The sequence below is a fragment of the Bacillus sp. JJ864 genome, assembly GCF_036963045.1.
Lineage (GTDB): Bacteria > Bacillota > Bacilli > Bacillales > Bacillaceae_G > Bacillus_A > Bacillus_A pseudomycoides_C.
Genome location: NZ_JBALLY010000087.1, coordinates 17,007 through 29,311, shown reverse-complemented (window position 1 = coordinate 29,311; position 12,305 = coordinate 17,007). Strand labels below are relative to the sequence as shown.

Genomic DNA, 12,305 nt, shown 5'->3' with positions numbered 1-12,305 from the left:
TAATATGTTACTAACAGTAATGGTTTTAATGTTATAATGACAAAAAATATTTTTTACATTTCATTTAGGAGGTTAGATATTTTATGAAACATACAGGGAGACATACAGGTGCATTTCTTTTGCTGTTTTTAACAGAGGGAGATAGCTATGGAGGGAAACTTCTGCAGAAATGTGAAGAAGAGCTTCCCGTCAATCCAATTGATAGTGCCATCATCTATCGCACACTAAAGAAATTAGAAAAAGAGGGTGCTGTTGAGTCTTATTTGGATACATCTGATCAAGATAAGCCGATAAAAATGTACAAAATTACTACAGTTGGAAAAAGAACATTAGAAGATTTTCAAATAGATATTGAAGAAAAAATTAAGAATTTATCATTTTTCTTAAATAAATATGAAAAATGGAAGGGGTATAATCATGATTAATGGTACTATCCTTTACACTATAGCTATTATTCTTACCAGTATTTCTTTTATAAAAGATCGAAATAAAACAAAAGATGCTCTATTAAAGTCATGGAACATGTTTCGCAATCTTATCCCTTCTATGTTATCAATTATGCTGTTCGTTGGACTATCACTCTCTATATTAACGCCATCCTTCATTTCTTCCATCATTGGGGAAAAATCTGGATTCATCGGTATTGTTTATTCAGCAATAATTGGCTCTGTTGCACTCATTCCAAGCTTTGTTGTGTTTCCTCTTGGAAATACATTAGTCCAAAATGGTGCGGGCCTTCCTCAAGTTGCGGCATTAATGTCTACATTAATGTCAGTAGGAATCACAACTTTACCGATGGAACAAAAGATATTTGGGCGAAGTTTTGCTTATTCTCGTAATGCATCTGCATTGTTAATGTCTCTCATATTCTCATATATTATTTGGGTGGTGATGGCATGAATGAATTAAGGAGATATCATTTCTTTTTCATTTTACTATTGGGACTCATTATATTGACTTTTATAAACCAATCGTTGGGATGGAACGCATTTCAATTAACAGGAAAAAGTATTTTAGATATGCTGTTTCTACTTCCCCCTGTCTTAATATTCGTAGGGTTGCTTGACCAGTGGGTGAAGAAAGAAACATTAATTAAATATATGGGGGAAAAATCTGGCATCTATGGCATCTTGTTTTCCCTATTATTAGGAGGAATTGCAGCTGGTCCCCTCTATGTTGCTTTTCCAATCGCGGCACTTTTATTAAAAAAAGGAGCGAGCATACGCTACATTGTATTTTTTCTAGGAGTTTGGACAACTGCAAAATTACCGGTTATGGTGTATGAATTTGCTTCATTTGGAGCTAAATTTACACTCATCCACATTTGTTTTGGTCTATTATTTTTCTATTTAATGGGTATTATTTATGAGAAGTTTTACGACCAACGACAATTGTTAAAGTATGATATAACGAAAGAAATTTAGATTTAGATCAATAAATCTTTATGCCCCTCAATCCCAAATCCTTTTGTAGAAATAACATTTAATCAAAAACACCATATAAACCAGCATGTTAATATAAGCAAAAAGAGCGTCCGTATTTAGGCGCTCCTTTTGCTTGTTATGCTTGACTTGTCGTAAAAGTAATTTCTAAAAATACACTGAAAGATCGGACGCAGAAATTAACCTTTAAAAGAAACAACATTGCGCTCCTACGTCTTACAATTTGGCGGTGCTGTACGAACCCTATTGGTGAGAGCTTTCCATCAATGGAGAATGAAGAAAATCCCCACTAATGAATGCCTCAGTTTATTTCTTCCCCCGACGAAATAAATCAAGTGTTTTATACCCTTGTGAAAGGATATCAACCATTTGTTGACAACGTTTGTCGCGTGTTTGTTGTTGCTTTGCCGAGAAAATGTGACGTGCCCAGTCTTTTTGATATCCAGGGGTTAAGCTTTGGTAAAACTTAAGCTCGTTTGGATGGTCGGCTAATAATGCTTCCACGTCTTTCACATTGTTCTCATAATCTGCAACGCACTGGCTGGCTGCTGCTGTTTTCTTTGCTTTCTTTTTTTCGCGTTTTAGTCCGACTACAGTGAAAACGTCATCCATGCTTACCATACGTGCGAACTTGATGTCGCTACTTCCTATATATCCATCTTCGCCAACGTTCAATGCTGGAAACATTTCATCTCTGTGAATAAAGGTTTCATAGCGCTTATTCCCTTTTTTCGGGTATGCGAAAAATATATAGCCTTTTTCGAGTAACACCTGTTCATTGTTTAGAATTGATTGTGTATGTGTAACCATTTCATCAAGTGTTTCTACAAAAATGAAAATCGCATCATGTTCTTTTGAAGGGGTCGTTTTTTGTTCCGTAAAGATATTGTAGTCGCTTGGTTGATTGATTACGGCCATGTTTTTGAATTTCGTTAGTTTTAATTTATCGATAATCGTCATGACAGGCTCCTTAATTTATTACAATTTACGTTCCGTTTATCATTGCACCTAATTAGTCAGTAACTATAGTTGAAGCATTTATCATAGTAAAGTGTACCTTATTGAAAGAAAAATGTCTGTAAAAATGGTCATTCATTTATAGCTGTTCATGAAATTATACTTTCTTAAAATAAAAAGGGCAGACCATACAACAGTCTGCCTTTCATCTATCTTAAAAATGTAGTATTACTATATTTTTTTCTTTTTGCATACAAAAACTGAACATAGAATTAAGATCATTAAAATACCTAAACAAACAAAAATACTCGCTCTATTTTGATCGCTGAATGTAAATGCCACGCAGCAAATACTTAATGTGATTGCAGTAAATAAAGTTGCATATGGAAATCCCCATACTTTAAAATGCGGCAACTTTGTATATGTTTTGCGAAGCTTCAGTTGTGCTAAACATATACATGTCCACACCACTGATACTGTAAATCCTGGAATTGCCATTAAATACCCAAACACACGGTCAGGTGAAACGTATGCGACAAATGTTCCACTAATAAGAACGATAGAGCTCAAGATAACGCTATATACTGGAACACCGTTCTTTGCAACAAATGAAAACTGTTTCGGTGCTTCTCCTTCTGCAGCTAAGGAATGCAGCATACGTGTACAGCCATAAATACCGGAGTTTGCTGCAGACAATACTGCTGTGATCAGGACGAAGTTCATTATATGAGCCGATCCTTTAAATCCAACTGCCGATAACACTTGTACAAATGGACTTGCTTGGTTGCCAATTTCATTCCATGGAATTAATCCACAAATGATAAGGATTGGAAGTGTATAGAATAATACGATTCTCCAAAATACTCCTTTAATCACTCTAGGCAATACTTTCTCTGTATCCTTCATTTCCGTTACAGTCAATCCGATTAGTTCGGAACCACCGTAAGAAAAAATAACGATTAATAAGGCAGAAAATACTCCTGACCAGCCATGCGGGAAGAATCCCTGGTGCTGTACGTAGTTTTGCATATAGTTTGCTTCATTGCTTGGAATTACTCCGAATAAAATAGCTCCGCCTAAAATAAGAAATAGAACAATCATCGTAATTTTAATTCCAGCAAACCAAAATTCAAACTCGCCGTAATGCTTTACATTCATAAAATTAATAGCCACAATGAAAATTGCACTAATAAAGCTTAAAGACCATAAAGACATGAAAGGAAACCAATATTGCAAAAAGCTTCCTGCAGCGATTACTTCAATGACGCAAACAACTAATAACATGAAACAGTACATCCATCCAATTACAAACGATACGTTTGATCCAAATGCTTTACGAATAAATCCTTTCATATTCATCCCAGGATAAGCGATAGCCATCTCTGCGATTGCACTCATGACAACAAGAAGTAATAATCCTGCAAATAGATAAGAAAAAATAACTGCTGGCCCCGCTATTGATACTGTTTCAGAAGTTCCTTTAAATATCCCTGTGCCGATTGCTCCTCCAAGTGCCATCAAACGGACATGCCGCGGCAATAACTTTTTTTGTAATTCCATAATATTCTCCTCTCATTTTCATATAAAGATTTTTATTTTTACAAAAGATTTTATAGGATCAATTGTAGTTTTTCTTTTTATAAAAAAAATCGTCCCTGTCCTACATGACAGGGACGATTTACACCGCGGTACCACCCTAATTGCAAACTAAAGTCTGCCTCTTCATTTTGTTAACGATCTATTGACCGTCTTTCCATCCATAAAAGTCGCCCTTTATTTCGAAAAGAGATGCTCCGGGATTGTAATTCACACTTATTTATGTACTGATTCACACCTTCCATCAGCTCTCTAAAACAGTGAGATAAGCACTACTTAAATTCCCTTCATTGCTCAATTATATTTCAATTTATATGACGTAATTACGTTTCTTTAATAAGTATGTTTTGTATTATAGAGGTTGCATTAATATTCTGTCAATAGTTTTTCGCAATACTTATTTAAGTATGTTTTACGAAATGAAAAGAACCACGAATCCGCGAAGAAACAATTCCCAATTACGATAGGTTATATTAAATTCCCATGGAAAATTTTTGTTTTAAATATTCAGAATTGTCATTAAAATGAATAATAATAAGAGTGTATTGAATTACAAATTATAAATAAAAGAAGATTGGAGGTTAATAGCTGATTTTTTCGTTTTATTTTCAAGGTATCATAGTTTAATAATTTCTTAGAATCATGTTCTCAAAAATTACAAAATAATTTATAGCTAACGAGGAAATAGAGATGAAACTTCAATTAAAAGCTGATTTAATGCTACTACTAGTTACATTTTTTTGGGGTGCTTCCATCTTACTTACAAAAGTTGGACTCACTTACATAGAAGAATATAATTTAATCGCATTACGTTTTATAATTGCTTTTCTTTTATCAGGAATCGTATTTTACAAGCATTTAATCAGAATTGATTTTAAAACTGTAAAATATGCGTTTATATTAGCTTCTATTTTGTTTTTCGTTTATGTTTTTGCAACTTTTGGTACAAAGTATACAACTGTTTCGAATGCTGGTTTTTTAATGAGTCTTACCGTCATATTCATTCCGATATTATCAGCTATCTTTTTAAAACAACGGCCTGAAAAAAAGGTTGTATTAGCAATCATTTTAACGATAGTAGGAATCGGACTATTAACATTAAATAGTGAATTTAAAATTAGTTACGGTGATATATTATGCATATTATGTGCTTTATTTTACGCCGTTCATATCATCGTTACTGGAACCATGACTAAGCATGTGAATTCCATTGCTCTTGGCGTGTTACAGCTCGGTTTTGTCGGCTTATTTAGTATCATTTTCTCCATGTTTATGGAAACCCAAAAACTTCCTAACACTCTTGAATCATGGTTTTCCATTTTAGTATTAAGCATATTTTGTACAGCAATGGCTTTCATTGTCCAAGTCATTGCGCAGCAACATACGACTCCTACACATGCAGGTCTTATTTTTTCATTAGAGCCTGTGTTTTCTGCAGGTTTCGCTTTCTTTTTCACAGGTGAAACTCTCACTTTGAAAGGTTACTTAGGTGCAACACTTATATTATTAAGTGTATTAATTGCCGAACTGGACTTTAAGAGCTTATTAAAACTAAATTTTAAGAGACATATAGAATAGATGAATGTTCTTATTCATTCAAAAGCAAAGAGGAGCAAGGATTTCCCCTTGCTCCTCTTTGCTATATAATTAAAAAGATCAACCACCAGTATCTCCGTGTGCATTACTTACAACAATAATACTTTGCTGAGCCTCTGTATTCGCTTGTGTTCCAAGCATCATTCGTAGTTTGCTGAAAAACACTCTGCAAAGAGAAAGCATATCTTTTACATATTGATGTGGTAAATATTTTTGTTCTCTGTAACCTTTACTAGTACGCCTCCATTGTGCTGAACAACTCTATTTGAAGGTATATTAGAAATATTAACACCGATTTGAACCGGCTTAATCCCCATCTTTGAACACTCTTTTAGCAACAACCGTAACAACTCGTTCCCATATCCTTTTCCTCGTTGTGAAATTGGTAGAGCGTAACCTATATGACCGCTGTTATTTTTAAGGTTTTCATTCAATCGATGTCGAATTCGTCCATATCCAACTGGTGTTTGATTATTAAACAACCAGTATGTGGTTTGCGGAACCATCCAGTCTTCCAGCCCAATCCCTTTTGAAAAACCTTCGTTTCTTTCTAACCATAAGTTAAACTCTTGGTATGATACCCCGTGAATTTCGTTGTGAAATCCATTGTCGTTGGGGGAAATTCCCTGCAACATATCATATATCTTTTTTCCGTCATCTTTAGACAATGGCCTCAAATATAGTTTCATTTTTTTATCTCCTCATACAACGTTTGATATTTGTTTCATTCGTTTCTTAATACGAAAACTATTTTTCTTCTATTTCGAATGCTTCTATTAAAATAGTATCAATCCATTTCCAACAAGAATATATAAAATATAGTAAGAAATACCATTCTATCTTTTATTTTCTAAGAAAAGCTCCCTTCTACTCTATTATCTTCTCTTTTAATAAACGGAATTGATACTAAATTCACAATTTTATCTTTTTTCCTATTATCCATTGTGATATTGTTGTATAATATTTTTGAAAGCGCTTATTATTGTAATATATATAATTTAAAACGTTTTTACTTGAAAATTCTTAATTTTCTATACATTTATAAGCAGTAATTTCATTTCCATTTTATCCCTAGATTGAACTTACCATACTATTTTTAATGGTTTTATTGTAAAAGTTTTACTTGGTAATCATAGTAAATTTCTGGGTGATAAGTAATTGTGAATGTTTTTTTACAAAACAGATAAGTAATAACGTTTTGTATTATGTAAATTATCGTAATAACATAAGAATATAAGAATATAAAATGAATTGCACTCGTTACTGGTTCTAACGAGTAGGAGGTTTAGTCAAATGACGACGAAGAATACAAATACAAACAGCCCTTGGGTTAAGTTCCATGGTCCTAACCTTGGCTATGTCATTGAACAGTACGATTGTTTTGTAGCCGGGGAAGGTTCTGTTGATCCAGAATTAGAAGAGCTTTTCGCAAGATGGGGTGCTCCTCCTTTTTATGCAGATTTTACAGCGGGGACTACTAGCGGCTCTCATTTTTCTTCTCAAAACAATACAGATATAGAAAAAGTTCTAAAAGCTGCAAAGGTTTTAGAAAATATTCGTTCATATGGTCACCTTTCTGCACATATTAATCCGCTGGAAGAAAAAGTGGATGGGCAGTTCTCTTTAGATGGACTAGGTGAAAATGATTTGAAAGCGATTTCAGCAAAAATGGTTTGGGCAGATGCACCTGCAGATGTTCCTACAGCGTTTGATGCTGTTAATAGATTAAAAGAGATTTATTCAAAATCTTTAGCTTATGAGTTCGCTCATGTTCAAGATAGTGAAGAGCGTGCATGGCTACAACAAATGGTGGAATCAACTTCCTTGTATCACCCACTATCAAATGAAAAACGCATTGCTGTTTTAAAACGATTGACAGCGGTTGAAGGTTTCGAGCAATTTTTGCATAAGACATTTGTTGGTCAAAAACGCTTTTCTATCGAAGGCGTTGATATGCTAGTTCCTATGCTTGATGAAATGATTTCTGAAGGCGCTAAGGGCGGCGTGAAAGATATTATGATCGGGATGGCCCACCGCGGACGTCTTAGCGTACTCGCTCATACTTTAGAAAAATCATATAGTCACATGTTCACTGAATTTAAACATTCAGCACCGATGCAGGGCACTGATAAGAACAATATCGGCTGGACTGGAGATGTGAAGTATCACTTAGGTAAAGAGCAATTGGTTGGATCTGAAGGAGCTCTTACACGAGTTACTTTAGCAAATAACCCAAGTCACCTTGAATTTGTAGATCCAGTTGTGGAAGGATTTGCACGTGCTGCTCAGGAAAATCGCGAACAAGCAGGTTATCCAAAACAAGATGTTTCGAAATCTTACGCAATTTTAGTGCACGGTGATGCTGCGTTCCCTGGTCAAGGTATCGTACCTGAGACGCTGAACTTAAGCAGACTGAAAGGTTATCAAACAGGCGGAACGATTCATGTTATCGCGAATAATGCAGTCGGATTCACAACTGATAGCTATGATTCCCGTTCAACAAGATATTCTAGTGACCTTGCAAAAGGCTTTGATATTCCGATTGTGCACGTAAATGCTGATGACCCTGAAGCTTGTCTGATTGCAGCTACTCTTGCTTTCCAATACCGCACGCTGTTCAAAAAAGATTTCCTAATTGACTTAATCGGATATCGCCGCTACGGTCATAACGAAATGGATGATCCAGCAGTTACACAACCGAAAGTATACAAAAAGGTTAGCAAGCATCCGACTGTAAGAGCTTTATATGCTGAAGAATTACAAACAAAAGGCATTCTAAATGCTGAAGAAGTAGAAACAATTACGCAATTTGTACAAGAGCATTTGAAAGCTGAATATAATCAAGTTTCTTCAGATAAAAAAGAAGTATCTGCGAATGTTGAAGTTCCAGAAGTAGTTGCAAATGGCATCCCACAAATGATGACAGGTATTCCATTAGAAACACTTCAAGAATTAAATACAAGTCTTCTTGAGTGGCCAGAAGGTTTTAACGTATATCCAAAATTAAAGAAAATCCTTGAACGTCGTGAGAGCGCATTTAAAGATGGCGGTAAATTAGAATGGGCAAATGCCGAAGCATTAGCGTTTGCTTCAATTTTACAAGACGGTACGCCAATCCGTCTGACAGGACAGGATTCAGAGCGCGGTACATTCGCACAGCGTCACGTTGTATTACATGATACAGAAACGAACGAAACGTATTCGCCAATGCACCGTCTGCCACAAGCGCGCGCTTCTTTCGCGGTTCATAATAGTCCGCTTTCTGAAGCTGCTGTTGTAGGATTTGAGTATGGCTATAACGTATTTTCTCCTGAAACGTTAACAATGTGGGAAGCACAATACGGAGACTTCTCAAACACAGCGCAAGCATTGTTTGACCAATTCGTTTCAGCAGGAAGAGCAAAATGGGGTCAAAAATCTGGTCTTGTTTTACTTCTTCCGCACGGTTATGAAGGGCAAGGTCCTGAGCATTCTAGCGCTCGTCCAGAACGTTTCTTACAGCTTGCTGCAGAAAATAACTGGACAGTTGCAAACTTAACAAGTGCAGCGCAATATTTCCATATCCTGCGCCGCCAAGCAGCAAGTCTTGGAACTGATTATGTAAGACCGTTAGTAATTATGACGCCAAAGAGCTTGTTACGTCATCCACTTACATCTTCACCTGCTTCTGAGTTAAGTGAAGGCAGCTTCCAAACAGTTGTAGAACAACCGAACCTTGGAACAAAACCAAGCAAAGTGAAGCGTCTCGTATTAACGACAGGTAAGATGGCAATCGATTTAGCAGTAGATGTTGAATCGAATAAGAAAGAACATACACTTGATGAAGTGCATATCGTTCGCGTTGAACAGTTATATCCATTCTCTACTGAGAAAATCCAAGCGATCGCTGAGCGTTTTGAAAACTTGGAAGAAATCGTGTGGGTACAAGAAGAACCAAGAAATATGGGCGCATGGCATTATATCGCACCAATTCTATTCGAACTTGCTTCTGACAATGTGAAAGTGAACTATATTGGACGTCCGGACCGTTCAAGCCCATCAGGCGGCGATCCTCATGTTCATAGAAAAGAACAAGAATTGATTATTAATCAAACGCTTAATATCAATTTCAAATTACAACAAGAACAAGAATTTGTTCACAATAAGTAATACTGTTAACTTCCTGTGAATGGGGGTCTCCCCCCATTCACGGTTAAAGAAGATTATTTATACAATCATATTAAATCAATTGTTAGGCAAAATAGGGGAGGACATTTAAAATGATCGAAATTAAAGTACCTGAGCTTGCAGAATCTATTACAGAAGGAACTATTTCACAATGGCTTATCAACGTAGGTGACAAAGTTGAGAAAGGCGCAAGCGTTGTTGAGCTTGAAACAGATAAAGTCAATGTAGAAATCATTGCAGAAGATTCAGGTATTGTATCACAATTACTAGGAGAACCTGGAGATACAGTTGAAATCGGCGATGTTATCGCAGTTTTAGATGCAAATGCAGCGGCAGCAGTAAGTACACCTGCACCAGCAGAACCAAAACAAGAAGTTGCGGAAGCACCAAAAGCTGAGGCTCCAACTGCAGCGCCAAATAAAGCACCGATGCAAGGTCTTCCAAATACAGATCGTCCGATCGCATCACCTGCTGCTAGAAAAATGGCACGTGAATTAGGAATCGACTTAAACGAAGTACGCAGCACTGATCCACTTGGCCGCGTTAGACCGCATGATGTTCAAGCGCATGCTACTGCGCCAAAAGAACAGCCAAAACAAGAAAAACAAAGTCCGAAACCAGCTGCAACTACTGAGTTTGAAAAACCAGTTGAGCGCGTAAAAATGTCCCGCCGCCGTCAAACAATTGCAAATCGTCTTGTAGAAGTTCAACAAACGGCTGCAATGTTAACAACATTTAACGAAGTTGATATGACAGCTATCATGGAATTACGTAAAGAACGTAAAGATGCGTTCGAAAAGAAACATGATGTTCGTCTTGGCTTCATGTCATTCTTCACAAAAGCAGTTGTAGCAGCATTAAAACAATTCCCATTATTAAATGCTGAAATTCAAGGTGATGAGCTTATCCTTAAGAAATTCTACGATATCGGAATCGCTGTAGCAGCTCCAGATGGATTAGTTGTTCCTGTTGTACGTGATGCAAACCAATTGAACTTCGCTGAAATTGAGAGCGAAATTAGAAATCTTGGTAAAAAAGCTCGTGATAACAAACTTACACTGAAAGAACTACAAGGTGGTACATTTACAATTACAAACGGAGGCGTGTTCGGTTCTCTTATGTCAACACCAATCCTAAACAGCCCACAAGTTGGTATCCTTGGTATGCATAAAATCCAAGTACGCCCTGTTGCGATCGATGCAGAGCGTATGGAAAACCGTCCGATGATGTACCTTGCTCTATCTTACGACCACCGCATCGTAGATGGAAAAGAGGCTGTTAGCTTCCTTGTTGCAGTTAAAGAAATGCTTGAAGATCCAAAATCATTATTATTAGAAGGTTGATCATTTTATAGATTGTAGAACCCTCTTGCATTTGCAAGAGGGTTTTCTTCATTTCTACTTCCATAACAAAAATAATAGTAGACTACTGCTACGGAATTCATGTAATCTACTACTTATAAAAAACATATATGAATCCATTTTGATCTTTTGACATACAGATTGCTGCTATGTAGGAATAAAGAGCCCTCACTCTCTTTCTTTCTATGTTTTTACTTCGCATGTGGCAGAAAAAGGCCCTGACCGCTTCTACGCGCGGCCAGATGCTCTCGCCCATCGAAAAAGAATGGTTTTTATGTCGTTTTTTAAAATTTTGATTTATATAGAAAAGGTGACAAAATGGAATTAGGAAACTTCTTTTTTACTATGCTTATTACAACCTGTATACAATTAGCTTCATTAGTAGGATGTATTATTGTAGTTGGATTTCTATTAGGATATTTAGAAAATCGTTCGCGAACATATTGGACAAGAGCTTTTGGAAGAAATGGCTTCCTCTTCACTTCATGGATTGGAACGCCCATTCACGAATTTGGGCATGCCTTTATGTGCGTATTATTTGGACATAAAATCGTAAGTATTCAGTGGTTTCCAACGAATACGAATAACGGGTATTTAGGCTATGTGCAGCACGAATATAACCCGAAAAGTATCTATCAAAAAATAGGTAATTTCTTTATCGGTGTTGCCCCTATTTTTTCAGGGATTGCCGCGTTAGTTGGCTTAATGTATTGCCTTATCCCCCACTCATACTCGGTATTTATGAATGGTATTGAAACAAATATTCAACCAGACGGCGCTATGAGTGATATGATCAAACACACTGTGTTATCTTCAGTCCTATTATTGAAAAGCATTTTTACGATTAGCAATCTATTTAATCCTTATTTCTGGCTCTTTCTGATCTTAGCAATTTGCATTTCTACGCATATTGCTTTAAGTAAACCTGACATACAAGGTGCATTAGATGGACTAATTACAATCTTCTTGTTCCTATTTCTCTTCAACGTTATAGGAGGTATTTTTCATTTTGATAGCCATGCAATGATCGCAAATATAGCGAAGTATAATGCTTATTTACTCGCTTTTTCTAGCATCGCTATTCTATTTTCATGTATTACTGTGGTGATAAGTTATCTCCTTTATCGAATTAAAAAAATGTAGATAGATTATTCTTACATGAATAGAGAATAATCAGAAACTTTCC

10 protein-coding genes and 1 other annotated feature are annotated in these 12,305 nt (G+C 36.1%); of the genes, 7 read left to right on the top strand and 3 right to left on the bottom strand.

Annotated elements, in window-relative coordinates:
• Nucleotides 1–83 precede the first annotated feature (83 nt).
• The 3 genes from V7024_RS14530 to V7024_RS14520 are packed head-to-tail and all read left to right on the top strand — an operon-like array spanning nt 84 to nt 1,424.
• A complete protein-coding gene (locus V7024_RS14530) occupies nt 84–425 on the top strand; it encodes a PadR family transcriptional regulator (protein ID WP_098915760.1) in 342 nt (113 codons plus the stop codon).
• Complete coding sequence (locus V7024_RS14525) at nt 418–900, top strand: hypothetical protein (protein WP_098915762.1); 483 nt, start codon at nt 418–420, stop codon at nt 898–900. The genes V7024_RS14530 and V7024_RS14525 overlap by 8 nt, the downstream gene beginning before the upstream one ends.
• The gene (locus V7024_RS14520) at nt 897–1,424 is read left to right on the top strand and encodes a permease (RefSeq protein ID WP_335521190.1); all 528 of its coding nucleotides are present in this window, start codon (nt 897–899) and stop codon (nt 1,422–1,424) included. The genes V7024_RS14525 and V7024_RS14520 overlap by 4 nt, the downstream gene beginning before the upstream one ends.
• A 324-nt stretch (nt 1,425–1,748) precedes the next feature.
• On the opposite strand, the gene V7024_RS14515 is transcribed toward V7024_RS14520, so the two are convergent.
• Nucleotides 1,749–2,402 carry a YdeI/OmpD-associated family protein gene (locus V7024_RS14515; protein WP_335521188.1) on the bottom strand — a complete coding sequence of 218 codons (654 nt, stop codon included), beginning with the start codon at nt 2,400–2,402 and terminating at the stop codon, nt 1,749–1,751.
• A 228-nt stretch (nt 2,403–2,630) separates the two neighbouring features.
• Nucleotides 2,631–3,959 carry an amino acid permease gene (locus V7024_RS14510; RefSeq protein ID WP_335521187.1) on the bottom strand — a complete coding sequence of 443 codons (1,329 nt, stop codon included), beginning with the start codon at nt 3,957–3,959 and terminating at the stop codon, nt 2,631–2,633.
• A gap of 106 nt (nt 3,960–4,065) precedes the next feature.
• Nucleotides 4,066–4,295, bottom strand: a binding site (T-box leader).
• Between the two features lie 390 nt (nt 4,296–4,685).
• On the opposite strand from V7024_RS14510, the gene V7024_RS14505 reads away from it, so the two are divergent.
• A complete protein-coding gene (locus V7024_RS14505) occupies nt 4,686–5,573 on the top strand; it encodes a DMT family transporter (RefSeq protein WP_335521185.1) in 888 nt (295 codons plus the stop codon).
• 206 nt (nt 5,574–5,779) lie between these two features.
• Here V7024_RS14505 and V7024_RS14500 read toward each other — a convergent pair whose 3' ends face one another.
• Nucleotides 5,780–6,280 carry a GNAT family N-acetyltransferase gene (locus V7024_RS14500; protein ID WP_335521183.1) on the bottom strand — a complete coding sequence of 167 codons (501 nt, stop codon included), beginning with the start codon at nt 6,278–6,280 and terminating at the stop codon, nt 5,780–5,782.
• Nucleotides 6,281–6,884: 604 nt separating this feature from the next.
• On the opposite strand from V7024_RS14500, the gene V7024_RS14495 reads away from it, so the two are divergent.
• From V7024_RS14495 to V7024_RS14485, 3 genes are all read left to right on the top strand, one after another.
• The gene (locus tag V7024_RS14495; RefSeq protein ID WP_335521181.1) at nt 6,885–9,740 is read left to right on the top strand and encodes a 2-oxoglutarate dehydrogenase E1 component; all 2,856 of its coding nucleotides are present in this window, start codon (nt 6,885–6,887) and stop codon (nt 9,738–9,740) included.
• 110 nt (nt 9,741–9,850) lie between these two features.
• The gene (gene odhB / locus V7024_RS14490; protein ID WP_335521179.1) at nt 9,851–11,101 is read left to right on the top strand and encodes a 2-oxoglutarate dehydrogenase complex dihydrolipoyllysine-residue succinyltransferase; all 1,251 of its coding nucleotides are present in this window, start codon (nt 9,851–9,853) and stop codon (nt 11,099–11,101) included.
• Between the two features lie 336 nt (nt 11,102–11,437).
• The gene (locus V7024_RS14485) at nt 11,438–12,262 is read left to right on the top strand and encodes a hypothetical protein (RefSeq protein WP_335521177.1); all 825 of its coding nucleotides are present in this window, start codon (nt 11,438–11,440) and stop codon (nt 12,260–12,262) included.
• Nucleotides 12,263–12,305: the final 43 nt, after the last annotated feature.

Bases quoted from the DNA above. Each gene is read 5' to 3' on its own strand.
- V7024_RS14530 (WP_098915760.1), top strand. From the start codon at position 84: ATGAAACATACAGGGAGACATACAGGTGCATTTCTTTTGCTGTTTTTA.
- V7024_RS14525 (WP_098915762.1), top strand. From the start codon at position 418: ATGATTAATGGTACTATCCTTTACACTATAGCTATTATTCTTACCAGT.
- V7024_RS14520 (WP_335521190.1), top strand. From the start codon at position 897: ATGAATGAATTAAGGAGATATCATTTCTTTTTCATTTTACTATTGGGA.
- V7024_RS14515 (WP_335521188.1), bottom strand. From the start codon at position 2,402: ATGACGATTATCGATAAATTAAAACTAACGAAATTCAAAAACATGGCC.
- V7024_RS14510 (WP_335521187.1), bottom strand. From the start codon at position 3,959: ATGGAATTACAAAAAAAGTTATTGCCGCGGCATGTCCGTTTGATGGCA.
- V7024_RS14505 (WP_335521185.1), top strand. From the start codon at position 4,686: ATGAAACTTCAATTAAAAGCTGATTTAATGCTACTACTAGTTACATTT.
- V7024_RS14500 (WP_335521183.1), bottom strand. From the start codon at position 6,280: ATGAAACTATATTTGAGGCCATTGTCTAAAGATGACGGAAAAAAGATA.
- V7024_RS14495 (WP_335521181.1), top strand. From the start codon at position 6,885: ATGACGACGAAGAATACAAATACAAACAGCCCTTGGGTTAAGTTCCAT.
- odhB (WP_335521179.1), top strand. From the start codon at position 9,851: ATGATCGAAATTAAAGTACCTGAGCTTGCAGAATCTATTACAGAAGGA.
- V7024_RS14485 (WP_335521177.1), top strand. From the start codon at position 11,438: ATGGAATTAGGAAACTTCTTTTTTACTATGCTTATTACAACCTGTATA.